The sequence below is a fragment of the Pelagovum pacificum genome (assembly GCF_016134045.1).
In the GTDB taxonomy this organism is placed as follows: Bacteria; Pseudomonadota; Alphaproteobacteria; order Rhodobacterales; family Rhodobacteraceae; genus Oceanicola; species Oceanicola pacificus_A.
In genome coordinates, this window is record NZ_CP065915.1 from 3078328 (window position 1) to 3101474 (window position 23147).

The 23147-nt window shown below is 68.1% G+C and carries 19 protein-coding genes; 11 read left to right on the plus strand and 8 right to left on the minus strand.

Translation table 11 applies throughout. The features are described from left to right. Positions 1–2: 2 nt before the first annotated feature. Entirely contained in the window at positions 3–1148 is a 1146-nt protein-coding gene (locus I8N54_RS15040; protein WP_140195951.1) for an ATP-grasp domain-containing protein, read from the minus strand. Positions 1149–1155: 7 nt separating this feature from the next. Beyond that, a complete protein-coding gene (locus I8N54_RS15045; protein WP_140195953.1) occupies positions 1156–1425 on the minus strand; it encodes a DksA/TraR family C4-type zinc finger protein in 270 nt (89 codons plus the stop codon). Positions 1426–1553: 128 nt separating this feature from the next. Here I8N54_RS15045 and I8N54_RS15050 point away from each other — a divergent pair, with 128 nt between their 5' ends. From I8N54_RS15050 to I8N54_RS15060, 3 genes are read left to right on the plus strand one after another with little or no spacing between them, the layout of a single operon-like run. Then, positions 1554–2537 carry a tagatose kinase gene (locus tag I8N54_RS15050; protein WP_140195954.1) on the plus strand — a complete coding sequence of 328 codons (984 nt, stop codon included), beginning with the start codon at positions 1554–1556 and terminating at the stop codon, positions 2535–2537. A gap of 47 nt (positions 2538–2584) precedes the next feature. Then, positions 2585–3343: an SDR family NAD(P)-dependent oxidoreductase gene (locus I8N54_RS15055; protein ID WP_140195955.1), complete on the plus strand. Its 759-nt coding sequence runs from the start codon at positions 2585–2587 to the stop codon at positions 3341–3343. A gap of 44 nt (positions 3344–3387) precedes the next feature. Further along, a complete protein-coding gene (locus I8N54_RS15060; protein WP_140195957.1) occupies positions 3388–4119 on the plus strand; it encodes an SDR family oxidoreductase in 732 nt (243 codons plus the stop codon). A 183-nt stretch (positions 4120–4302) separates the two neighbouring features. Here the strand turns inward: I8N54_RS15060 and I8N54_RS15065 are convergent, their stop codons facing one another. Further along, positions 4303–6591: an adenosylcobalamin-dependent ribonucleoside-diphosphate reductase gene (locus I8N54_RS15065; RefSeq protein WP_140195959.1), complete on the minus strand. Its 2289-nt coding sequence runs from the start codon at positions 6589–6591 to the stop codon at positions 4303–4305. Between the two features lie 102 nt (positions 6592–6693). On the opposite strand from I8N54_RS15065, the gene I8N54_RS15070 reads away from it, so the two are divergent. Both I8N54_RS15070 and lepB read left to right on the plus strand, forming a co-directional pair. Further along, positions 6694–7125: a DUF1489 family protein gene (locus I8N54_RS15070; protein ID WP_140195961.1), complete on the plus strand. Its 432-nt coding sequence runs from the start codon at positions 6694–6696 to the stop codon at positions 7123–7125. Next, positions 7122–7766, plus strand: coding sequence for a signal peptidase I (gene lepB / locus I8N54_RS15075; protein ID WP_140195963.1), 645 nt, complete (start codon positions 7122–7124; stop codon positions 7764–7766). Before I8N54_RS15070 ends, lepB begins: the two co-directional genes overlap by 4 nt. 248 nt (positions 7767–8014) lie before the next feature. Here lepB and hisG read toward each other — a convergent pair whose 3' ends face one another. From hisG to hisS, 3 genes are read right to left on the minus strand one after another with little or no spacing between them, the layout of a single operon-like run. Beyond that, positions 8015–8707, minus strand: a complete 693-nt coding sequence (hisG, locus tag I8N54_RS15080) for an ATP phosphoribosyltransferase (RefSeq protein WP_140195965.1) — start codon at positions 8705–8707, stop codon at positions 8015–8017. Next, a complete protein-coding gene (locus I8N54_RS15085) occupies positions 8704–9795 on the minus strand; it encodes an ATP phosphoribosyltransferase regulatory subunit (protein WP_140195967.1) in 1092 nt (363 codons plus the stop codon). Before I8N54_RS15085 ends, hisG begins: the two co-directional genes overlap by 4 nt. Further along, positions 9792–11267, minus strand: a complete 1476-nt coding sequence (gene hisS / locus I8N54_RS15090) for a histidine--tRNA ligase (protein ID WP_140195969.1) — start codon at positions 11265–11267, stop codon at positions 9792–9794. The genes I8N54_RS15085 and hisS overlap by 4 nt, the downstream gene beginning before the upstream one ends. A 266-nt stretch (positions 11268–11533) precedes the next feature. Here hisS and I8N54_RS15095 point away from each other — a divergent pair, with 266 nt between their 5' ends. Beyond that, positions 11534–11746, plus strand: a complete 213-nt coding sequence (locus I8N54_RS15095; protein ID WP_231592689.1) for a SlyX family protein — start codon at positions 11534–11536, stop codon at positions 11744–11746. A gap of 10 nt (positions 11747–11756) precedes the next feature. Here I8N54_RS15095 and I8N54_RS15100 read toward each other — a convergent pair whose 3' ends face one another. Then, positions 11757–12605: a hypothetical protein gene (locus tag I8N54_RS15100; RefSeq protein WP_140195973.1), complete on the minus strand. Its 849-nt coding sequence runs from the start codon at positions 12603–12605 to the stop codon at positions 11757–11759. A 90-nt stretch (positions 12606–12695) separates the two neighbouring features. Beyond that, the gene (gene dnaE, locus I8N54_RS15105; protein ID WP_140195975.1) at positions 12696–16229 is read right to left on the minus strand and encodes a DNA polymerase III subunit alpha; all 3534 of its coding nucleotides are present in this window, start codon (positions 16227–16229) and stop codon (positions 12696–12698) included. A gap of 162 nt (positions 16230–16391) precedes the next feature. Between dnaE and I8N54_RS15110 the strand changes: the two genes are divergently transcribed. From I8N54_RS15110 to I8N54_RS15130, 5 genes are all read left to right on the plus strand, one after another. Continuing rightward, positions 16392–16883 carry an SRPBCC domain-containing protein gene (locus I8N54_RS15110; protein WP_140195977.1) on the plus strand — a complete coding sequence of 164 codons (492 nt, stop codon included), beginning with the start codon at positions 16392–16394 and terminating at the stop codon, positions 16881–16883. A 187-nt stretch (positions 16884–17070) separates the two neighbouring features. Further along, a complete protein-coding gene (gene xdhA, locus I8N54_RS15115) occupies positions 17071–18444 on the plus strand; it encodes a xanthine dehydrogenase small subunit (protein WP_140195979.1) in 1374 nt (457 codons plus the stop codon). Further along, entirely contained in the window at positions 18441–20885 is a 2445-nt protein-coding gene (xdhB, locus tag I8N54_RS15120; protein ID WP_140195981.1) for a xanthine dehydrogenase molybdopterin binding subunit, read from the plus strand. Before xdhA ends, xdhB begins: the two co-directional genes overlap by 4 nt. Then, positions 20882–21625, plus strand: coding sequence for a xanthine dehydrogenase accessory protein XdhC (gene xdhC, locus I8N54_RS15125; protein ID WP_140195983.1), 744 nt, complete (start codon positions 20882–20884; stop codon positions 21623–21625). The genes xdhB and xdhC overlap by 4 nt, the downstream gene beginning before the upstream one ends. After that, positions 21622–23145, plus strand: a complete 1524-nt coding sequence (locus tag I8N54_RS15130) for an ABC transporter ATP-binding protein (protein ID WP_140195985.1) — start codon at positions 21622–21624, stop codon at positions 23143–23145. Before xdhC ends, I8N54_RS15130 begins: the two co-directional genes overlap by 4 nt. The last annotated feature ends 2 nt before the right edge of the window (positions 23146–23147 follow it).

Here is a 23147-nt window from a genome sequence, read left to right on the forward strand (position 1 = left end):
GATCAGCCCTCGGGACCGTTCCATTCGATGTCGCGGGTCGACGCCGCCTGCAGCGAGATCCCGTTGCGGGCGGCGATCGCAGCGATCTCGGCCAGCGCACGCCATTGCAGCCGACCGGGCCGGGGATCGCCGGGCCAGTCGAGCACATCGGCCGTCTCGCGCCACATCTGCCGGAAGTCCGACAAGCGTCCATGACGCAGCGCGGCAGGACCACCGTAGAGCGCAAGCGCCAGCCGCACCCCAAGGGGGCCGGTGACGTCCGGCGTAGCGAACGCCTGTCCGAGAATGGCCGACAGGACCGCCGCCCCGTCCGAGAAGAAGTGCAGCCCGCTCGTCGCACGTGGATTGCATTCCAGCGGAAGGACCCCACCCTCCGCCGTCTCGATGAAATCGAACGACACTTGTCCGGTCCAGCCAGTGCCAGCCACGAACCGCTCCACAAAGCTGCGCACGGCGGGCACCTCGACCGGTGCGAAACAGACCCCCGCGCCACGACCGGCGCGGAAGGGCACGTGGTAGACGGACAGGGCGGACAGTTGTCCGCCGTTCGCAATGGCGTAGGCGCTGATTTCCCGTCCTGCGAGATAGTCCTGCGCGACCCACGGGGCCGCCTCGGTCGGACGAATCCGCAGCGCCGTCGGTGCGGGCCGGACACGTGTCCGAGTGGCGAAGCGGGACCAGACCGGCTTGAAGACCAGATCGTGCGCCCTGTGCCGCACCGCGTCGAGATCGGCGTCAGACGACAGCAGGACGGTTTCGGGCACCGCCAGGCCGAGTGCCCTCGCCCGCTCGATGAAGCGATACTTGTCGTGGACTTCGCTCAACAGGTGGAGGGGCGGCGCGAACAGCACCGCCGGCATCGCGGTCTCGCTCCACGCGCGGGCGAGGTGCAGCACTTCTTCGCAAGTCGGGATCACGAGGTCGATGCGCTCGCTTGTCAGCAGCTCCGCCAGCGCCACGGCGAAGAGGTCGGGGTCATCGCGCGGCGCTGGAAGCCGGACGTACCGCGCGACGAGGGCACTCGACCCCGAAAGCGGAAACCGCAGGGAGTCGGCAAGGATCACGCGGCAACCGGCGGTGGCCAGAAGTCGTGCGAGGTGCAGCGCGACAGGCGCCCGTGCGCCGGTTATCAGCACGGTCGCCGGCATTGGCGCGCTACTTGAGCTGGCTGTCCTTCGATCCGCGCCGGTTGATGCCGCCGCGCGCGACGTGGCGACCGTCCCGCTCCTGCTGGCAGTCGATACAGAGCTTCACGCCCGGCAAGGCGGCGCGGCGCGCATCCGGGATCGGCTCCTCGCACTCGGCACAATGGGTACGGCTCTCGCCCTGTGCCCGCTTCTGCGCGCGCATCCGCTTGAGCTCATCCTCGATCGAGGCTTCGATCTGTTCGTTCACCGCGCCGTCGCGCGCCCAGCCTCCGGCCATGTCGGACCTCCTACGTCTGAACCATAATCTAGGGTGCCCGGGTCGGTTCGAGAAGACCCCGCGCCGGGCACGACGGGCCTGTCGCGCGCCGGCGTCGGACGCTAGGGAACACCGGAAAGGAGACCGCCATGTCCACGCTTGCCCCCGATGCCCTTGGCCCGACGATCTGCGTCGGCGAAATCCTCGTCGAGATCGTGGCGACCACGGTCGGCGACGGCTTCACCGACGCGCAGCCGCTGGTCGGACCCTATCCGAGCGGTGCCCCGGCGATCTTCATCGACCAGTGCGGCCGCTTCGGTGGCGCGGCGGCCATGATCGGTGCGGTCGGCGACGACGATTTCGGGCGAGTGAACCTCGACCGGCTGAAACGCGACGGTGTCGACGTCTCGGCGATTGCCGTGGACCCCGACTGGCCGACGGGCAGCGCCTTCGTCCGCTACCGTGCCGACGGCTCGCGCGACTTCGTCTATAACATCGCGACGTCGGCAGCGGCACGGTTCGGCTGGACAGCCGAGGTGGAGGCCCTCGCCCGCCGCGCCGGACACCTGCATGTCATGGGGTCCGCACTGTCGATGCCGGAGGCGCGCGAAGTGATCGCCCGCGCGCTGCCCATCGTCCGGGCACGGGGCGGCACCGTCTCGCTCGACCCGAACCTGCGCAAGGAGCTGCGTCAGGGCGCGGAGGCCGGCCAGCTGTTCGCCACGCTCCTGTCGGAATGCGACCTGCTGCTGCCCTCCGGGGAGGAACTGGAGCTCGCGGCCGGAACCGACGGCGAAGCCCGCGCGGTCGGGACGCTGCTGACGGGCGGATGCGGCGAGATCGTCCTGAAGCGCGGTGCGGCGGGAGCGAGCGCCTTCGCGCCCGACGGCAGCCGGGTGGACGCTCTGGCCTTCGAGGTCGAAGAGCTCGATCCGACCGGTGCCGGCGACTGCTTCGGCGGGGCCTATGTCACCGCCCGCAGGCTCGGCCTGCCGACGGAGGCCGCGCTGACCTATGCCTGCGCCGCCGGGGCGCGCAACGTGACGGTGCGCGGCCCGATGGAAGGCGCGGCCACGCGGGCGGAGCTCGATGCCTTCATCGCGGCAACCCCACGCGCGCCGGGGGCCTTCTAACTTCGGGCGCGGGCTGCAATACCTCCTCTGAGAGGGAGGAGAATCGCATGGCGCTCGACCAGTTCAGACTTGACGGGAAAGTGGCCCTCGTCACGGGGGGCAGCCGTGGGATCGGTCTCGCCATCGCCACGCTGTTCGTCGAGGCGGGCGCGCAGGTGATGATCGCAGGACGCACCCGGACCGACGACGTCGACCGGCTCTGCGACAGCGGCGCCTGTGACTGGGTCGCCGGTGACGTGACGGACCCCGACGTGCCCGACCGGCTGGTCGCCGCGACGCTGGAGCGGTTCGGCAAGCTCGATATCCTCGTCAACAATGCCGGGATCGCCGCCGGCGGCGACTTCCACGAGTTCGGCGACGACCGGCTCGCCGCGATCAACGACACGAACTTCATCGCGCCCTTCCGGATCGCCCGCGTGGCCATCGTGCCGATGCTCGAGGCGGGACATGGCACGATCCTCAACATCGGCTCGATCTCCGGCGAGGTCGCCAACAAGCCCCAGCTTCAGGTCGCCTACAACGCGACCAAGGCTGCGGTGCACCAGATGACGAAGGTGATGGCCTTTGAATATGCGGCGCGCGGCATCCGCGTGAACGCGCTCGCCCCGGGCTACGTCGTCAGCGACATGACGGCGGGCGGCCGGGCGAACGAGGACTGGAACCGGGTGTGGACCGAGAACACGCCCATGGGACGCTTCGCCGAGCCCGCGGAGATGGCGAACTGCGCTCTGTTCCTCTGCTCCGACGCGTCGAGCTACGTCACCGGATCGGTCCTCGTGGCCGACGGTGGATACCTGACGCATTGAACTGACGCATCGACCGGCCGGGCCGGACAAGGAGGACTTCAAGAATGGCAAACGAACTTTCCGGCAAGGTGGCCGCGGTCACGGGCGCGGCGTCCGGCATCGGCCTCGCCAGCGTCGAGATGCTGCTCGGCGCGGGGGCGAAGGTCGTCATGGTCGATCGCGACGAGGCGGCGCTCGACTCGCTGGTCGAACGGCTCGGGCCGATGGCCGTGCCGCTGGTCATCGACCTGCTGAGACCCGACAGCTGCGATACTCTGCTCGACGGCATCCTCGAAAAGACCGGGCAACTCGACATCCTGCATGCCAACGCGGGCAGCTACATCGGCGGCGACCTGATCGAGATCACCGATCCGGCCGCGATCGACAGGATGCTCAATCTCAACGTCAACGCGGTGATGAAGAACGTCCACAACGTACTGCCCCACATGCTGGAGCGTGGCACGGGCGACATCGTCATCACTTCGTCCGTCGCCGGGCACTCCGCGATCCCGTGGGAGCCGGTCTATTCCGCGTCGAAATGGGCGATGAACGCGTTCGTGCAGACCATGCGGCGGCAGGTGAACCGCAAGGGCATCCGCGTCGGCTCGGTCTCGCCGGGGCCGGTGGTCTCGGCGCTGCTGGCCGACTGGCCGGAGGAGAACCTGCAGAAGGCGAAGGACAGCGGCTCCCTGATCGAACCGACCGAGGTCGCGGACGCGGTGCTGTTCATGCTGACGCGGCCCCGGAACGTCACCATCCGCGACGTCGTGGTCCTGCCGACGAACTTTGACATCTGAGTGATGGGGCGTGGGGGGGGTGCGCATCGAGCGCGCACCCTACCTGGGGCGTCCGATCATGCCGCGCGCGGGCCTCTCAGGTGCGCATCAAGCGCGCACCCTACCGTTCACGCAGTTCGTCCGGACCCGTAGGGTGCGCGCTCGATGCGCACCCCGCTCAACGGTCATTCCGAAGGCACCCCTCTACCCGCACTTCGAGTACCCGCAGTTCGCGCAGGTCATGCAACCTTCGACCATCCGGAGGTCGTAGCTGCCGCAGGACGAGCAGGATTTCTTCGGACGGCTGTCCATCTGCACCACTTGCGCCTGCGGGTCGGTCTTCAGGCCCGACCCCTCACCGTCTAGGAAGCCGATGGCGACGAGGTGGGTCTCGATCACGCCACCGATCGCGGCGAGCATCGAGGGGATGTACTTGCCCTTGATCCAGGCCCCGCCGCGCGGATCGAACACCGCCTTCAGCTCTTCGACGACGAAGGACACGTCACCGCCGCGGCGGAAGACGGCGGAGATCATCCGCGTCAGCGCCACCGTCCAGGCAAAATGCTCCATGTTCTTGGAGTTGATGAAAATCTCGAACGGGCGCCGCTGGCCGTTCATCAGCAGATCGTTGATCGTGATGTAGATCGCGTGCTCGCTGTCGGGCCACTTCAGCTTGTAGGTGTTCCCCTCGAGCGTCTGCGGCCGGTCGAGCGGTTCGGACATGTAGACGACCTCGGCGCCCTCGCCGGTCTCCTCGACGAGGACCGGTTGCTCGGCCGGGGTGCTCTCGGGCTTTTCGGACACGGAGAGGACGGACCCGGTGACATCGTTCGGACGGTATGTCGTGCAACCTTTGCAGCCGGTCTCGTAGGCTTCCATGTAGACGTCCTTGAAGGCGTCGAAGTCGATGTCGGCGGGCACGTTGATCGTCTTGGAGATCGAGCTGTCGACCCACTTCTGCGCCGCGGCCTGCATCCGGACGTGGTCCATCGGCGCAAGCGTCTGCGCGTTGACGAAATGCTCGGGCAGGTCCGCATCCTCGCCGTATTTCTCGCGGTAGAGCTGGAGCGCGTAATCCACGACTTCCTCTTCCGTGCGCGAGCCGTCCTTCTGCAGCACCTTGCGGCTGTAGGCGAAGGCGAACACGGGCTCGATCCCGGAGGAGACGTTGCCGGCATAGAGAGAGATCGTGCCGGTCGGCGCGACGGAGGTCAGCAGCGCGTTGCGGATGCCCTTCTCGGCGATGGCGGCGCGGACGTCCTCGTCCATCTGCTGCATCGTCCCGGAGGCGAGGTAGGGCTCCGCGTCGAACAGCGGGAAGGCCCCCTTCTCGTCCGCGAGGTCGGCGGAGGCGAGGTAGGCGGAGCGCGCGATGCGCTTCATCCAGGCCTCGGTGACCGTGGCGGCCTCTTCCGAGCCGTAGCGCTCGCCCACCATGAGCAGCGCGTCGGCAAGACCGGTCACGCCGAGACCGATCCGGCGCTTGGCGGCGGCTTCGGCGGCCTGTTCGGGCAGCGGGAAGCGCGAGGCGTCGACCACGTTGTCCATCATCCGCACGGCGGTCGCGACGAGGTCGTCGAGCGCCTCTTCATCCAGCTTCGCACCGGCCTCGAACGGTTCGGCCACAAGACGGGCGAAGTTGATGGAGCCGAGCAGGCACGCGCCGTAGGGCGGCAGGGGCTGCTCGCCGCAGGGATTGGTCGCCGCGATGGTCTCGCAATAGGCGAGGTTGTTCATCTCGTTGATGCGGTCGATGAAGATCACGCCCGGCTCGGCGTAGTCGTAGGTGCTCTTCATGATCCGGTTCCAGAGGTCCCGGGCCTCGACGGTCTTGTAGACCTTGTCGCCGAAGGTCAGCTCCCACGGGCCGTCGGCCTTCACCGCTTCCATGAAGGCGTCCGACACCAGAACGGACATGTTGAACATTCGCAGGCGGGCGGGATCGCTCTTGGCCTCGATGAACTGTTCCACGTCGGGGTGGTCGCAGCGCATCGTCGCCATCATCGCACCGCGGCGCGAGCCGGCGGACATGATGGTACGGCACATCGCGTCCCAGACATCCATGAAGGAGAGCGGGCCGGAGGCGTCCGCCGCAACGCCATGGACGATCGCGCCGCGCGGGCGGATGGTGGAGAAGTCGTAGCCGATCCCGCCACCCTGCTGCATCGTCAGCGCGGCTTCCTTCAGCATGTCGAAGATGCCGGCCATCGTGTCCGGAATGGTGCCCATGACGAAGCAGTTGAACAGCGTCACGCTGCGGTCCGTGCCGGCGCCGGCGGTGATCCGCCCGGCGGGCAGGAAGCGGAAATCCTCAAGCGCGCCGTAGAACTTCTTCTCCCACTTCGCGGGCTCGGCCTCCACCTCGGCGAGCGACTGCGCGATACGGCGCCAAGTCGATTCGACGGTCTCGTCGAGCGCCGTGCCGTCCGCCTGCTTCAGCCGGTACTTCATGTCCCAGATCTGTTCGGCAATGGGCGCGGCGAAGCGAGTCATGGGAGGTCCTTTCGGAAAGGTGAGGGGGAAACCCTAGCAGAATCGGGGTGGGAAATCTAACTTATCCACTACATCTGGGGTGCGAAAGAAGAAAGCGGACGATTGACCCACACACTCAACCTGCAAAAACTGTCAGTCGGCACGGAGAGCCCGCAAGAGCTCGGCGCGTGGCAGGAAACCCGCGCCGCCCGGACGTCCGATGGCCTGCCGCGCCACGTGACACGCATGTGGCCCAAGCGCGAGGCGGAACTGCTCGACGGCGGGTCGATCTATTGGGTCATCAAGGGGCTGGTGCTGTGCCGGCAACGTATCGTGCGGCTGGACGAGGTCGACCGGGGCGACGGAATCCGGCGCTGCGGGATCGTGCTCGAGCCGGGGCTGATCGACGTGACGCCCACCCCGCGCCGCGCCTTCCAGGGCTGGCGGTACCTGAAGACCGAGGACGCGCCGCGCGACCTTCCCGCCAGCCGCGAGGGTGAGACCGGCCTTCCGGCAGAACTGTCCGCCGCCCTTGCCGAGATCGGAGTGCTGTGAGGGCGACCGGCCTCGCCCTGCTGGCGCTGGCCGGCGGGACGCCCGCCTCCGCCGCCTGCATCTGCCTGACCTGCGCGTTCGGGGCCGATCAGATGTATCGCATCGCCTCGACCTCCATGCTGCCGACGCTCGAGCCGGGGAGCTGCGAGACCTTCAAGACGTGGGACCGGTTCACGGATGGTCCGAACCGAGGCGACATCGTCGTCTTCCGGCGCGGAGAGACCGGCCCGGCCTTTGTCTTCCGCGTGATCGGGCTTGGCGGCGACCGCGTGCAGATGCGCGATGGCGTGGTGTGGGTGAACGGCGACGCCTTGGCGCAAGTGGCGACCGGGCGGATGGTTCGAGTGGACGGCGACGGTCACTGCCCCCTGCCCGGAACGGCCAGCGGCCCGGACTGTGTCGCGAGCGAACTGACGGAGACCCTGCCCGGCGGCGAAAGCTACCGGGTGCTCGATTTCCGCGAGGGGACAGGGGATGACACCGCAGAGATCGAGGTGCCGCCCGATCACCTGTTCCTGCTCGGCGACAACCGGGACAATGCGGCGGACAGCCGGATCGGCGCGACGGCCGGCGGGCCGGGTCTTGTGCCGGTGCGGTCCGTTCTTGCCGTCCGCGCGCTTGATCGCGACGCGGCGGAGTGACGGATCCGTGGGGTCGCGGGTCGCGTCGAGTTAACTAACGCGGGCTCATCCACGGCGGGCCAATCTGCACCGCTGCGACGTTGTTTGCCTGTCTCGCGCAAGCCTACCAGACGAGATCCGAACACCTCGCCTCCCCGGCCCGACCTGTCGTCAGCATTTCTCAACCGACTCACCTCAGGGTGGCGGGTGGTAGGGAGGGGGACTCTCGGGCGCCGCGCGTTAATCGTGCAGCAACCTTTACAACCCTCTCAGACGTCGAGCCGGTTGCAGAAGGCCTTGTAGGTCGCGCGGTCCTCGTCGCTCCACTCCGCGTTGCGCGATTTGAAGAGCCGCGCCTGGCTCGAGTGGATCAGACCGTCGGACAGGATCTTCAGACCGTTGGCGCGCAGCGTCTCGCCCGTCGAGGTTATGTCGGAGATCGCCTCCGCCGTCTCGTTCTTCACCGTGCCTTCCGTCGCGCCCTGGCTGTCGACAAGCGCGTAATCGGCAACGCCGTGATCGCGCAGGAATTCCCGCGTCAGACGGTGGTACTTCGTCGCGATGCGGAGCCGGTGGCCGTGGGTTCGCCGGAACTGCGCCGCGGCGGCATCGAGATCGTCGAGCGTATCGACATCGACCCATCCCTGCGGCACCGCGATGACGAGGTCCGCCCCGCCAAAGCCGAGGTCGGACAGTTCGTTCACCTGCAGGTCCCAGTTCGCCAGCCGTTCGCGCACAACGTCCGAACCGGTGACGCCGAGGTGGATGCGGCCCTGCCCCAGCTCACGCGGGATCTCCCCGGCGGAGAGCAGCACCATCTCGATCCCGTCGATCCCTTCGACGGTGGCGGAATATTCGCGCTCGCTCTCGGCCTTGCGCATCGTGATGCCACGCGCCGCGAACCAGTCGAAGGTCTTGTCCATGAGACGGCCCTTGGAGGGCACACCGAGTTTCAACGTCATGCCGCCTCTCCCGCCGAGAGCAGGATGCCGGGGCGGATCACGCCGCCGACCGCCGGGATGCCCCGCCCACGCCCCAGCACCTTGGTCAGCGCATCGTAGCGCCCGCCGGTCGCGACGGGCGGCAGATCGGGCCGGTCGGCGATGGTGAAGCCGAAGACGAACCCGTCGTAATATTCCATCGAGGTGCGGCCGTAGCTGGCCTCGAACTGCAGTTCCTCGACGTCGATGCCACGGTCCGACAACCGGTCGAGCCGTTTCGCCATCTGCCGCACCGCCGGCTCGAGTGTCGGCAGGTCGATGGCGATGTCGCGGAGCGCGGCGAGCACGTTGGGTGCGGTTTCGCGAAGCGCGAGGACCGTGTCTATCATCTCGAGCTCGGCCCCCGAGATGTGCGGCGCGGCGGCATCTTCCCGAAGCGCCTCGATCCGCGCCTCGATCTCCGCACGGGTCCGCTTGCCGGTCATTCCCAGATCGCGCAGCGGGTCCGCCTCCGCCAGAAGCGCGGCACGGGCCTGCGGCACCGGCTGGCGCCCGCCGAACCGATCGAGCATCGCGCGGAACCGGCGGGGTCGCCAGACATGGCGCAGCAGCGCGGCCTTGCGGGCCTCGGTGGTCGAAAGCCCCCGGACGGCGGCCATCAGGATGCCGATGTCGCCGATGGCGGCCCGCAGCCGGCGCGGAGCGAGCGCCTCGGCGATCAGGGCGAAGACTTCGGCATCGGCGGCGGCGGGATCGTCCCCGCCGAACAGTTCCAGCCCGACCTGCAGGTATTCGTTCGGGCGGTCGGGATCGGTTTCCTGCCGGCGGAAGACCTCGCCCGCATAGGTGTAGCGTGCCGGCTCCGCCCCGCCGTCCATGTGCATCTGCACCACGGGCACCGTGAAGTCGGGCCGCAGCATCAGCTCGCCCCGGAGCGGGTCGTTCGTGACGTAGGCCCGGGCGCGGATATCCTCGCCGTAGAGGTCGAGCAGCGTGCCGGCGGGTTGCAGAAGCTCCGTCTCCACCGGCACGGCGCCGGCGGTGCGGAACACCCCCATCAGCCGCTCTGCGCTGTCGCGGGCGGCGCTCTTGGCGTCGGAGCGGATCACGACCGGCTGCCCAGAATCTCGCGGACCTTGGCGACCATCTCGGTCCGCGGCACCTCGAACTGGGAGGGTCGTTCCTTCCACTCCTCGAGCGTGGCGCTCTCGGCGATCTGCGCCCCGAGGATCAGGTCCTTGATCTGCACGACGCCGTTCGCCTTCTCTTCGCCGCCTTCGATGATGGCGACGGGGGAATGCCGGCGGTCGGCGTACTTGAGCTGGTTGCCGAAGTTCTTGGGGTTGCCGAGGTAGACCTCGGCCCGGATGCCGGCGTTGCGCAGTTCGGAAACCATCGCCTGATAGTCGGCCATGCGGTCACGATCCATGACAGTGACGACGACGGGCCCCTCGGCGGAGGAAGTGACACGCCCCTTGGCCCGCAGCGCGGCGAGCAGCCGGTCGACCCCGATCGAGACGCCGGTCGCGGGCACTTCCTGCCCGGTGAAGCGCTTGACGAGGTCGTCGTAGCGCCCGCCCCCGGCGACCGAGCCGAACTGGCGCGGGCGGCCCTTCTCATCGGTGATCTCGAAGGTCAGCTCGGCCTCGAAGACCGGGCCGGTGTAGTAGCCGAGGCCGCGCACGACGGAGGGGTCGAGCTCGATCCGGTCCGATCCGTAGCCCTGCGCCGCCAGAAGCGCCGCGATGGTCCGCAGCTCCTCGACACCTTCGGCGCCGATGGCGGAGCCACCGACGGCGGCACTCAGGTTCTCTAGCGTCTTGTCGGCGCTGTCGGCCTTCGACGTCAGGAATGCGAGCACCGGCTCGGCCTGTTCGTCCGACAGCCCGACGCCGTCGATATATGCGCCCGAGGCGTCCAGCCGGCCCTTGCCGAGCAGTTCGCGCACACCGCGCTCTCCCACCTTGTCGAACTTGTCGATGGTGCGCAGGACGTCGGCCCGCTGAGCGTCGTCGGTGAGGCCCATCGCCTCCAGCACGCCGTTCAGGACCTTCCGGTTGTTCACCCGGATCAGGTAATCGCCGCGCGGGATGCCGACCTCTTCCAGCGTGTCCGCCAGCATCGCGCAGATCTCGGCATCCGCCGCGACGGTCGGCGCGCCGACCGTGTCGGCGTCGCATTGGTAGAACTGCCGGAAGCGGCCCGGACCGGGCTTTTCATTCCGCCAGACCGGCCCCATCGCGTAGCGGCGGTAGGGCGTCGGCAAATCGTTGCGATACTGCGCGTAGACCCGCGCCAGCGGGGCCGTCAGGTCGTACCGCAGCGCCAGCCACGTCGCGTCCTCGTCCTCCTGCCAGGCGAAGACGCCCTCGTTCGGACGGTCCACGTCGGGGAGGAACTTGCCCAGAGCCTCCACCGTTTCGACGGCGGAGCTTTCGAGCGCATCGAACCCGTAGCGATGATAGACCCCGGCGATCTTCGACAGCATCTCGGCACGCTCGGTGACTTCGGCGCCGAAATAGTCGCGGAACCCCTTCGGCGTCTCCGCCTTGGGGCGTGGGGTCTTCTTGGGCTTGGCCATTGGCCCGCTCCTGCCGGTCTGTTTCGCGGCAGCATCTACCGGGCGCGGCCCCTCGGGGCAAGGCGGAGCTCGTGGTCCTCGATCAGGCAGGTGTCGCCGTTCGGGTCGAGCCTTCAGACAGCGTAGATGCCGGCGGAGACGGCCCCGCCCTCCTTGCCCGGGCCACGAGGACCAGCGCCGCTCACTCCATGGCCATCGCCCGTGGTCGGCCACCCCGGATCGTCGCGCTAGCAGCAACGCTTGGCGGAGCCCGCAAAAAGGCCTAGATGCCCGTCATGTCATCGAACCACGCCCTCGAAGAACGTATCGCGCACCTCGAACGGGAGCTGTCGGACCTGTCCGATGTCGTCTCGAGGCAGGAGACCGAGATCTCGACCCTGCTGCGCCGGGTCCGGCTGTTGCTGGAGCGGGAGGCGGAGCGCGAAACGTCGGACGGCGACGGTGTGCCGCTCGCCGATCAGAAGCCGCCGCACTGGTGACGGCCGCGGCCTAGTCGCGCGTGGTGATCGCTGCGACCGCACCGTCGTGCAGAAGGATCTCGGCCCAGCGCTCTCCGCCGCCGAAGCTCTGGTAGGCGCTCAGAAAGATCGTATCGCGTGCAAGCCGGTCGATCCGCTGGCCGCAGGACTGACCGGTCCGGACGCCGCAGACATCGTTCTTGATCCGCTCGTAGGCCTGATCGGTCGCGGTGTTGCTGCGCTGGCCGCGCTCGGCCTGGTAGCGGACGACCTCGTAGGTGCCGACATCGCCGGACAGGACCAGACCGGCGCTGATGGTGCGGGCGCAGCCGTCGGAGAAACCGGTGATGTAGTGCGGGCGCGGTGCGGTCGAATTGGGGATCGTGTCGAACACCTCGAAGCCGGAGCCGGCAGCGACGCGCGTCCCGTACCCGTTGCGCGGACGGTCGCAGACGCGGGCAATCTGGCCGAAACCGACTACGGTGCCGGGCGCCACATCGGTCGAGTCCGGTCCGGTCGCCGGGGCCGGCGTGCCACCGCCGCCGAACAGCGCGCCAAGGCCGCCGCCACGGCGGGCGGGTTCGGGATCGGTGGTCATCGCGGCATCGGTCGGCCCGCTCTGGCGGTCGGCACCGAAGATGGCGAGCAGGCCGCGCGGCGGTGCGTCGCCGCTGGAGGCGCGCGCCTCGGCCACGGCAGCGGCTTCGAGCTCTCCCCCGGCGGCACCGGCGTCCGACAGCAACGGGGACTCTTCACCGGACGAGGCGAGGCTCGGTCCGCCGACCCCGCCATCCACGTCGCTCAACCGGTCCACGTTGCGCAGCGGATCGCCGCAGGATGCCAGCAAAAGGCCGGCTGCCGCCAGAATGAAAAGTCTCATATTTGTCCCGTTCGCCCCAGTTTTGTGGACGTTTCTAGCCGACGGGGTTGCAAAAGGTAAAGAAAGTTTGGGGACGAAGCGGCCTTTCGCTCAGACGTCCTGCACCTCGAGGATGCCCGGAAGCGAGCGCAACGCGCCCTTGATCTGGGGCGACACCGGGAACTCCATCCCGAGGTCGATCTCGACTTCGCCGGGAAGTCCCTGATCCATCAGGCAGAACACGATCGGGCCGCGCCCGCCGCGCTTGTTCTCCTGCCGCGCGCCTTCCAGCACGGCCGCCACGGCCCCGACCGCGTCGGTCGTCTCCACGAAGACCCGCAGGCCCATCGCCCCGGCATCGGCCACGGCGACGTCGATCGGCGAAACCGACCGCGCCAGCAGCTTGAGCTGGTCGCTTTCCATCGTCGCCTCGACCTGGAGCACGACCTGGCTGCCGCTCTCGAGAAAATCGCGGGAGGCTTCCAGCGTGTCGGAGAACATGGTCGTCTCGTACTGTCCCGTCGGATCGGAGAGCTGCACGAAGGCGAAGCGGTTGCCCTTCGCCGACTTCCGCTCCTGCCGCGAGGCAACGGTGCCGGCCATCTTCACGATGCAGGGACCGCGCTCGGCCTTGGCCGTCACCTCGTCCAGCGTCATCACCTGCTTGCGCTTCAGCGCGCCGAGGTAATCGTCGAGCGGGTGACCGGAGAGGTAGAAACCGACCGCCTTGAACTCCTCCGCCAGCCGCTCGGCGGGCAGCCAGTCCGGCACGGCCGACAGGCGCGGTTCGGGCAGGTCGTCGCCGGCATCGCCGAACAGCGAGGACTGGTTGCTCTCGCGTTGCTCGTGGATCGCGCCGGAATAGGCGGTCAGCGCGTCGAGGCTTTCGAGCACCCGGCGCCGGTTCGGGTCGAGTTCGTCGAAGGCGCCGGCGCGCGCCAGCATCTCGAGGCTGCGCTTGCCGATCTTCTTGAGGTCCGCGCGCCGCGCGAAATCATAGAGGTTGGTGAAGGGCCGCCCCTCCTGCTCGCGCGCGTCGACCAGCAGGCGCATCGCGTCGGTGCCGACGTTCTTCAGCGCGCCCAGCGCGTAGATCAGCTTGCCCTCGCGCACGTCGAACGTCGCCATGGAGCGGTTCACGCAGGGCGGCTCCCACGGCAGGGCGAGGCCCTTGCGCAGCTCCTGGAAATAGATGGCGAGCTTGTCGGTAAGGTGGATATCGCAGTTCATCACGCCGGCCATGAACTCGACCGGGTGGTTCGTCTTCAGCCACGCTGTCTGGTAGCTGACCACGGCATAGGCGGCGGCGTGCGACTTGTTGAAGCCGTAGTTGGCGAACTTGTCGAGGAGGTTCCAGACCTCCAGCGCCTTCTTGTCGTCGACGCCGTTCTTCTTCGCACCCTCGATGAACTTCGGCCGTTCGGCGTCCATCGCCTCCTGGATCTTCTTGCCCATCGCGCGGCGCAGAAGGTCGGCCCCGCCGAGGCTGTAGCCCGCCATCTCCTGCGCGATCTGCATCACCTGCTCCTGGTAGACGATGATGCCCTGCGTCTCGTCGAGGATGTGATCCACAGACGGGTGCAGCATGTCGCGATCGGAGATGCCGTTCTTCACCTCGCAATATTTCGGGATGTTCTCCATCGGACCGGGCCGGTAGAGCGCCACGAGGGCGACGATATCCTCGATGCAGGTCGGCTTCATGCGCCGCAGCGCATCCATCATGCCCGAGCTTTCAACCTGGAACACCGCGACGGTCTTGGCCTTCGAGTAGAGCTCGTAGGTCGCCTCGTCGTCGAGCGGGATCAGGTTCATCTGGTTCTCACCGCCCTCCGCGGGCTGGTAGAGCACAGTGCCGTCCGCTGCCTCGTGCAGGTTGCGTCCCGATTTCAGGATCAGGTCGAGCGCGTTCTGGATGACGGTCAGCGTCTTCAGGCCGAGGAAGTCGAACTTCACGAGGCCCGCCTGCTCGACCCATTTCATGTTGAACTGGGTCGCCGGCATGTCGGAGCGCGGATCCTGGTAGAGCGGCACCAGCGCGTCGAGCGGTCGGTCCCCGATCACCACGCCGGCGGCGTGGGTGGAGGCGTTGCGCAGCAGGCCCTCGATCTTCTCGGCGAACTCGAACAGGCGCGCAGCCGGGTTGCGGCGGCCTTCGCGACGGTCCTGCTCCGTCTCGCGGATCTCTTCGCGCAGGCGCGGCTCGTCGGCCAGCGCCTTGCCGATCGACACCGGCTTCACCCCTTCGACGGGGATCATCTTCGACAGCCGGTCGACATGGCCATAGGGCATCTGAAGCACCCGGCCCACGTCGCGCACGGCGGCCTTCGACAGCAGCGCGCCGAAGGTGATGATCTGTCCGACCTTGTCGCGGCCGTACTTCTCCTGGACGTAGCGGATCACCTCTTCCCGGCGGTCCATGCAGAAGTCGATGTCGAAGTCCGGCATCGACACACGTTCAGGGTTCAGGAAGCGTTCGAACAGCAGCGCATAGCGCAGTGGATCGAGGTCGGTGATCGTCAGCGCGTAGGCGACGAGCGAGCCCGCGCCGGACCCCCGCCCCGGCCCGACCGGAATGTCGTGGTCCTTCGCCCACTTGATGAAGTCGGCGACGATCAGGAAGTAGCCGGGAAAGCCCATGCCCTCGATGATGTCGAGCTCGAAATCGAGGCGCTTCTGGTACTCCTCCACCGACGCGGCGTGCGGGATGACGGCAAGCCGCGCCTTCAGGCCCTCGTTCGCCTGCCGCCGCAGTTCGACGACCTCGTCGTCGGCGAAGCGCGGCAGGATCGGGTCGCGCTTGGCGACCTTGAACGCGCAGCGCTTCGCGATCTCGACGGTGTTTTCGAGCGCCTCTGGCAGGTCGGCGAACAGCGCGGCCATCTCCTGCTGGCTCTTGAAGTAATGCTGCGGAGTCAGCCGGCGGCGCGGCTCCTGCTGGTCGACATAGGCACCCTCGGAGATGCAGATCAGCGCGTCATGGGCGTCGTAGATGTCCGACTTCGGGAAGTAGACGTCGTTGGTCGCGACCAGCGGCAGGTCGAGGGCATAGGCCATCTCGACATGACCACGCTCGGAGTCGCGCTCGGCCTGCGGGGCGCCCGACTCACCGGGGTGGCGCTGGAGCTCGACGTAAAGCCGGTCGCCGAAGATCGCCTTCAGCCGCTCCAGCAGCGCCTGTGCCGTCGGCCTCTGCCCGGCGCGCAACAGGCGACCGATCGGCCCGTCGGGACCGCCGGTCAGGCAGATCACGCCCTCTGAATGGGCGGCGAGTTCGTCCATGCGAACCTGCGGCCACTCACCTCGCCCGTCGAGGTAGGCGCAGGAGTTGAGCTTCATTAGGTTCATGTAGCCGGCTTCGGACTGGGCCAGCAGCACGACCGGCGCCGGCGCCTCCGGCCGCTTGCCCGGCTCCACCTCGAGGTAGGTCAGATCGACCTGGCAGCCGATGATCGGCTGAATCCCCGCCTTCGACGCGTATTCCGAGAACTCCAGCCCGCAGAACATGTTGTTCGAGTCGGTCACGGCGACCGCCGGCATGTCCATGTCGGCGGCGATCCCGGGCAGCTTCTTCACGGGCACGGCGCCCTCGAGGAGCGAATACTCGGTATGGACGCGCAGATGGATGAATCGGGGGGAACTGTTCATGGCGGCCACGATATGTGGTATCGCCCGGGTCGAAAAGCACTCCTGTGAAGGCAGGTTTTCCTGACTTTACGCAAGTGTGGAATTGACGATTGATGCCCGTCCATCGGCAGAGAAATCCGGAGGCCGCCCCCTCACGGCCGGACCGGAGGAGAGAAAGACCGAATGCTCGACGACGATTCGAAACGTATGTATTTCGGCGGCGAATCCTTCCAGATCAACAAGTTGATGGCGACGTCGGCTCAGACGGCGTTTCAGATTCTCGGCAACCACGCGCTGTTCGAGAAGATGCAGTTCGGCGGCATGACGGTAGAGCCGACGGTGCTCCATCACGATTTCCGCGAAGGCGGCGTCGCCGAGACCGCCGTGCCCACCGATGCCGACACGACGATCCGCTCCGTCATCCGCTACGAGCAGATCGTCCCCGGCGCGCGCATCATCGCGACCTACAGCCTCTTTCGGAACGATACGCTTCTGTCGCTGTCGCTGGTCGACATCCGCTTTCGCGAGGTCGAGGGCGGTACCCGCGTCGACTACAACGAAAGCGTGCATTTCTACGATCCGCAGGAAAGCGGGTCGCAGCGGCGGGACATGATGCTCTACACGCTCAACGGGCTGGAAACGCTCGCCCGTAACCTGGATGCGGGACTCGTCTGACCGCATGGCTCCCTCAGTCTGCCGGAATTGACGGCACTGCCCGCGCAAGAGGCAGACAAGCCCGGCGCGGGGCTTGCCAATCGCCTCGCGGACCGCTTTCATCGTCCGAACAGGGGGCGCGCGCTCTACGCCGCATCGACCACGCGCCGGACCCGAGGGTGAAAGAGTAAGGCGGCAAAGGTCCTGGATGACCGTTTCATTCTGGCTGAACGGGTCCGCCGTCACGGCAGACACTCCGCCGACGCGAACCCTTCTCGACTGGCTGCGCGAGACACGCGGCCTCAGGGGCACCAAGGAAGGCTGCAACGAGGGCGACTGCGGGGCCTGCACCGTGATGGTGACGGACCGCTCCGGCTCGAAGGCGCTGAACGCCTGCATCCTGCTGCTGCCGCAACTTCACGGGAAGGCCGTTCGCACCGTCGAGGGTCTTTCCGGTCCCGATGGCGCGGAGCATCCGGTCCAGACCGCGATGGTGGAGAAGCACGGCAGCCAGTGCGGCTTCTGCACGCCGGGCTTCGTCGTCGCGATGGCGGTCGGACACCTGAACGGACGCGTCGATCACGACGACATGCTGGCCGGCAACCTCTGCCGCTGCACGGGCTACAAGCCGATTGTCGAGGCCGCGAAGCAGGCCGAAGGGCAGCCGGTCCCCGAATGGATGATGACCGACGCCGGGCTCGTCGCGGACGGGATGGGTGACGAGCACCCATCCTACATCCCCGAAAGTGCCGACGCGCTCGCAAGCTGGTACGAGGCGCACCCGGACGCCACGCTGATCGCCGGCGCGACTGATGTCGGCCTCTGGATCACCAAATCGCTGCGCGACCTGCCGGAGGTCGCGTTCCTTAACCGCTGCGCCGACCTGGCGGACGTCGAGGTGCGCCCGGACTCCCTCAAGCTCGGCGCGATGGTCCCGATGACCGAATTGCACCGCCTCATTGCCGGGCACTACCCGTCCTACGCGGAGATGATCCGCCGCTTCGGGTCGGAGCAGGTGCGCTCCGCCGCCACCATCGGCGGCAACATCGCCAACGGCTCGCCCATCGGCGACAACCCTCCGGCACTGATCGCGCTCGGCGCGGAAGTGGTGCTGCGCAAGGGCGACACCCGCCGCGAGCTGCCGCTGGAGGCATTCTTCCTCGACTACGGCAAGCAGGATCGCCAGCCGGGCGAATTCGTCGAAGCGGTTCTCGTGCCGACCGGCGAGGACGCCTTGCGCTGCTACAAGATCAGCAAGCGCTTCGATCAGGATATCTCCGCCGTGTGCGGCTGCTTCAACATCCGGGTGCACGATGGCCACGTCGTTTCCGCCCGCATCGCCTTTGGCGGCATGGCGGGCGTGCCGAAGCGCGCCGCCGCGGTCGAGGCAGCGCTGACCGGCAAGCCGTGGGCGCCCGATACGACCGACACCGCGATGGCCGCGATGTCCGAGGACTACGCGCCCATGTCCGACATGCGGGCCTCCGCCGGCTACCGGCTCGAAGTCGCGCAGAACCTGCTGTGGCGCTATTATTGCGAGATGGCGGGCGACCCCGTGTCGGTGCTGGAGGTCCGCGCATGAGCGTCGCACGGCCCCTGCCCCACGATGCCGCCCCGCTCCACGTGGCGGGCAAGGCCCGCTACGTCGACGACATACCCGTCCCCGCCGACTGCCTGCATCTCGCCTTCGGGATGGCCGAGGTCGCGAAAGGCACGATCACGGCGATGGACCTCGACGAGGTGCGCGCCCAGCCCGGAGTCGTCGCGGTCCTGACCGCCGACGACCTGCCCTTCGCCAACGATGTCTCGCCGTCCGTCGGGGACGAACCGCTGCTCGCGACGGGAGAGGTGCACTACCTCGGCCAGCCGCTGTTCCTCGTGGTCGCCGACAGCCACCTCGCCGCGCGCAAGGCGGCGCGGAAGGGCAAGATCACCATCGAGGCAGCCGAGCCGATCCTCACCATCGAACAGGCGATCGCGGCCGACAGCCATTTCGGCAATGGCCCGTCCGTCTGGACCAAGGGCGACACCGACGCCGCGCTCGCCGCCGCGCCGAAGCGCCTGTCGGGCAAGCTCGAGGTCGGAGGCCAGGAACACTTCTACCTCGAAGGCCAGGCTGCGCTCGCGCTGCCGCAGGACAACGGGGACATGGCGGTGCACAGCTCCACCCAGCACCCGACGGAGATCCAGCACAAGGTGGCCGAGGCGCTCGGCCTGCACATGCACGCGGTCCGCGTCGAGACGCGCCGCATGGGCGGCGGCTTCGGCGGCAAGGAAAGCCAGGGGAACGCGCTTGCCGTCGCCTGCGCCGTCGCCGCGCAGGCCACCGGCCGGCCCTGCAAGATGCGCTACGACCGCGACGATGACATGACGATCACCGGCAAGCGGCACGACTTCCGCATCGACTGGGACGTCGGCTTCGACGAGGCCGGGCGGCTGATGGCCGTCGACTTCGTGCAATACGCACGTTGCGGCTGGGCACAGGACCTGTCCTTCCCCGTCGCCGACCGGGCGATGCTCCATGCCGACAACGCCTACCTGCATCCCGCGATGCGGATCACCTCGCACCGGCTGAAGACCAACACGCAGAGCGCGACGGCCTTCCGCGGTTTCGGTGGCCCGCAGGGCATGATCGGCATGGAACGGGTGATGGACGCGATCGCCCGTCACCTGAAGCTCGACCCGGTCGAGGTGCGACGGATCAACTACTACAAGCCCGCCGACGGCCATCTGCCAGCGCCGACGCCGCCGGTCCCGCTGGAGGACATCGTCGGCGACGAGCATGACGACCTCGCCTCGCGCGGGGCGCAGGGCGCGGGCATCCGCTTCGACAGCGGCAAGGGCGGCGCCCGGGCCTTCCGCGCCGCCTTCTCGCCCGACCGGCCGGACGCCGAGAACACCACGCCCTACGGGATGGAGGTCACCGATTTCATCCTGCACGGCATCACCGACCGCCTGCTCGAAACCTCGGACTACACCGCCCGCAAGGCCGCGATCCGTGAATGGAACGACAATTCCCGGCTGCTGAAACGGGGCATCGCCTTCTCGCCGGTGAAGTTCGGCATCTCCTTCACGCTGACCCACCTCAACCAGGCGGGGGCGCTGGTGCATGTCTACCAGGACGGCTCGATCCACCTGAACCACGGCGGCACCGAGATGGGACAAGGCCTGTTCCAAAAGGTCGCGCAGGTCGCGGCGGATCGGTTCGGCGTGCCGCTCGACGCGGTGAAGATCACGGCGACCGATACCGCGAAGGTGCCCAACACGTCGGCCACGGCGGCCTCCTCCGGGTCGGACCTCAACGGGATGGCGGCGAAGGCCGCCTGTGACGAAATCCGCGACCGGATGGCCGCCTGCCTCGCCGAGCTGCACCAGACCGACGCCTCCCGCATCGTCTTCGCCGACGGCGAGGTGATCGTCGGGACCGAGCGCATCCCCTTCGCCCGCGCCGCGCAGATCGCCTACGAACAGCGCGTCAGCCTGTCGGCGGCGGGCTACTACCGCACGCCCGACCTCGCCTGGGACCCGGTCGCGGGCCGGGGGCGACCGTTCTTCTACTTCGCCTACGGCGCGGCGGTGACCGAAGTGGCGATCGACACGCTCACCGGTGAGAACCGCATCCTGCGCGCCGACATCCTCCACGACGCGGGCCGTTCGCTGAACCCGGCCATCGACCGGGGACAGATCGAAGGCGGCTACGTGCAGGGCGCCGGCTGGCTGACAACAGAGGAACTCGTCTGGGACGACAAGGGCCGGCTGCGCACGCACGCGCCCTCGACCTACAAGATCCCGGCCTGCTCCGACCGGCCGGACATCTTCAACGTCGACCTTTGGGACGGCGACAATTATTCCGAGACGATCTACCGCTCGAAGGCCGTGGGGGAACCGCCGCTGATGCTCGGCATCTCCGCGTGGCTCGCGCTGGCCGACGCCTGCGCGGCCTGCGGGCCGAACGATCCCTGCCTCGACACGCCCGCGACGGCGGAGCGCGTGCTGGCGGCGGTGAAGCGGGCGCGGGGATGAGCGCGATCCGCGTCACGGTCCTGCGCACCGCCGGATCGGTCCCGCGCGAGGCGGGCACCTCCATGCTCGTCAGCGCCGACACGACCGAAGGCACCATCGGCGGCGGCGCGCTGGAGTGGGAAGCGATGCGCCACGCCCGCGCCATGCTTGCCGAGGGTCGCACCACCGGTGAGCGGACCGTCCCGCTCGGCCCAGCGCTCGGCCAATGCTGTGGCGGGTCGGTGACGCTCGGCTTCCGACAGGCGGAGACGCTCGCCGACACCGACCGCGCCCCGCTCTGGATCTGGGGCGCCGGCCATGTCGGGCGCGCGGTCACGGCAACCGTCGCGCCGCTTCCGAATTTCGCGATCACGCTGATCGACACCGCGGTCGAGCGTTTCCCCGAGGAGATCCACGGCGAGGCGCGGATCGTGGCGGTCCACCCGGACCGGCTGGTGAAGCACGCCCCGCCCGAAGCGCATCACCTCATCATGACCTACAGCCACGAGATCGACCTCGCGCTGTGTCACGCCTTGCTGTCGCACGACTTCGCCAGCGTCGGGCTGATCGGCTCGGCAACAAAATGGGCGCGCTTCCGGTCCCGGCTTTCGGCGCTCGGCCACAGCAACGCACAAATTTCTCGCATTGCCTGTCCGATAGGCGATACAACTCTGGGAAAACATCCGCAGGCGATTGCCGTCGGCGTCGCGGCCGCGCTACTCCGGTCGGCGGACAGGGAAACGGGACGACAAACGGGATGAGCGACACGCTGCTGTCGATAAAGGGGCTGACGAAAGCCTATCCCGGAGTCGTGGCCAACGAGGACGTCTCCTTCGACATCGGCAGGGGCGAGGTTCACGCGCTTCTCGGCGAAAACGGCGCGGGCAAGTCCACGCTGGTCAAGACGATCTACGGGCTGGTGAAACCGGACCGGGGCAGCATGACCCTGAACGGCGAGACCTACGACCCCGCCGAACCGAAGGTCGCCCGCCGCCTCGGCGTGGCGATGGTGTTCCAGCATTTCTCGCTGTTCGACGCGCTGAACGTGGCCGAGAACATCGCGCTCGGGATGGAGAACCCGCCCAAGCAGCGTGACCTCGCCAAGCGCATCCGCGACGTGTCCGAGACCTACGGCCTGCCGCTCGACCCATGGCGGACGGTGGGCGACCTCTCCGCCGGCGAACGCCAGCGGGTGGAGATCATCCGCTGCCTGCTGCAGGACCCCAAGCTGCTCATCATGGACGAGCCGACGTCGGTTCTCACGCCGCAGGAAGTGAAGATCCTGTTCGAGACGCTGCGCAAGCTGTCGTCCGAAGGGACCGCGATCCTCTATATCTCGCACAAGCTGGAAGAGATCCGCACGCTCTGCGAGAACGCCACGATCCTGCGGCTCGGCAAGGTCGTCGGCGGCTGCGACCCGCGCGAGACCTCGGCCCGCGAGATGGCGGAGATGATGGTCGGCGGCACGCTCCACGTGCCGGAGCGCGAGCCGTCCGAAGGTGGTGAGGTGCTGCTGTCCGTCGCTGGCCTGTCGGCCCCCTCGCCCCGCGCCTTCGGCACCTCGCTCAAGGACATCTCGTTCGAAGTGCGGCGCGGCGAAGTGCTCGGCATCGGCGGTGTCGCGGGCAACGGACAGGACGAACTGCTCGCCGCGCTCTCGGGCGAGATGCGCAGCGGTGCGGGCATGGTGACCCTCGATGGCAAGGACATCTCGCGGCTCGGCCCGAATCCGCGCCGCGCGCTCGGCCTGCTGGCCGCGCCGGAAGAACGCATGGGCCACGCCGCCGCGCCGGAGATGAGCCTGACCGAGAACGCGGTGCTGACCGCCACGGTGCGCGAGGACCTGACCTCCAACGGTTTCCTGCGGTGGGGCAAGGCGAAGAGCTTCGCCGCCTCCGTCATCGACAAGTTCGACGTCCGCACGCCGGGGCCCGAAAACCCCGCGATGTCGCTGTCGGGCGGCAACCTGCAGAAGTTCGTCATCGGCCGCGAGATCCTCCAGCGCCCCGAGGTGTTGGTCGTGAACCAGCCGACCTGGGGCGTCGATGCCTCCGCCGCCGCCGCGATCCGGCAGGCGCTGCTCGACCTCGCCGCCGGCGGTGCCGCGCTGATCGTCATCAGCCAGGATCTCGACGAGCTGATGGAGATTTCCGATCGCTTCGCCGCGCTGAACGAGGGCCGCCTGTCCGAGCCGCGCCCGGCCGGCGGGCTGACGGTCGAGCAGATCGGCCTGATGCTCGGCGGCGCCCACGACATGGAGGTCGCGCATGTGGATGCGTAAGG

Excerpts from the sequence above, each read along its gene's own strand:
- I8N54_RS15040 (WP_140195951.1), bottom strand. The coding sequence starts at position 1,148 with ATGCCGGCGACCGTGCTGATAACCGGCGCACGGGCGCCTGTCGCGCTG.
- hisG (WP_140195965.1), bottom strand. The coding sequence starts at position 8,707 with ATGACGTTGAAACTCGGTGTGCCCTCCAAGGGCCGTCTCATGGACAAG.
- I8N54_RS15110 (WP_140195977.1), top strand. The coding sequence starts at position 16,392 with ATGCTCGACGACGATTCGAAACGTATGTATTTCGGCGGCGAATCCTTC.
- dnaE (WP_140195975.1), bottom strand. The coding sequence starts at position 16,229 with ATGAACAGTTCCCCCCGATTCATCCATCTGCGCGTCCATACCGAGTAT.
- xdhC (WP_140195983.1), top strand. The coding sequence starts at position 20,882 with ATGAGCGCGATCCGCGTCACGGTCCTGCGCACCGCCGGATCGGTCCCG.
- I8N54_RS15130 (WP_140195985.1), top strand. The coding sequence starts at position 21,622 with ATGAGCGACACGCTGCTGTCGATAAAGGGGCTGACGAAAGCCTATCCC.
- I8N54_RS15060 (WP_140195957.1), top strand. The coding sequence starts at position 3,388 with ATGGCAAACGAACTTTCCGGCAAGGTGGCCGCGGTCACGGGCGCGGCG.
- hisS (WP_140195969.1), bottom strand. The coding sequence starts at position 11,267 with ATGGCCAAGCCCAAGAAGACCCCACGCCCCAAGGCGGAGACGCCGAAG.
- I8N54_RS15065 (WP_140195959.1), bottom strand. The coding sequence starts at position 6,591 with ATGACTCGCTTCGCCGCGCCCATTGCCGAACAGATCTGGGACATGAAG.
- I8N54_RS15095 (WP_231592689.1), top strand. The coding sequence starts at position 11,534 with ATGCCCGTCATGTCATCGAACCACGCCCTCGAAGAACGTATCGCGCAC.
- I8N54_RS15045 (WP_140195953.1), bottom strand. The coding sequence starts at position 1,425 with ATGGCCGGAGGCTGGGCGCGCGACGGCGCGGTGAACGAACAGATCGAA.
- I8N54_RS15100 (WP_140195973.1), bottom strand. The coding sequence starts at position 12,605 with ATGAGACTTTTCATTCTGGCGGCAGCCGGCCTTTTGCTGGCATCCTGC.
- xdhB (WP_140195981.1), top strand. The coding sequence starts at position 18,441 with ATGAGCGTCGCACGGCCCCTGCCCCACGATGCCGCCCCGCTCCACGTG.
- I8N54_RS15055 (WP_140195955.1), top strand. The coding sequence starts at position 2,585 with ATGGCGCTCGACCAGTTCAGACTTGACGGGAAAGTGGCCCTCGTCACG.
- xdhA (WP_140195979.1), top strand. The coding sequence starts at position 17,071 with ATGACCGTTTCATTCTGGCTGAACGGGTCCGCCGTCACGGCAGACACT.
- I8N54_RS15050 (WP_140195954.1), top strand. The coding sequence starts at position 1,554 with ATGTCCACGCTTGCCCCCGATGCCCTTGGCCCGACGATCTGCGTCGGC.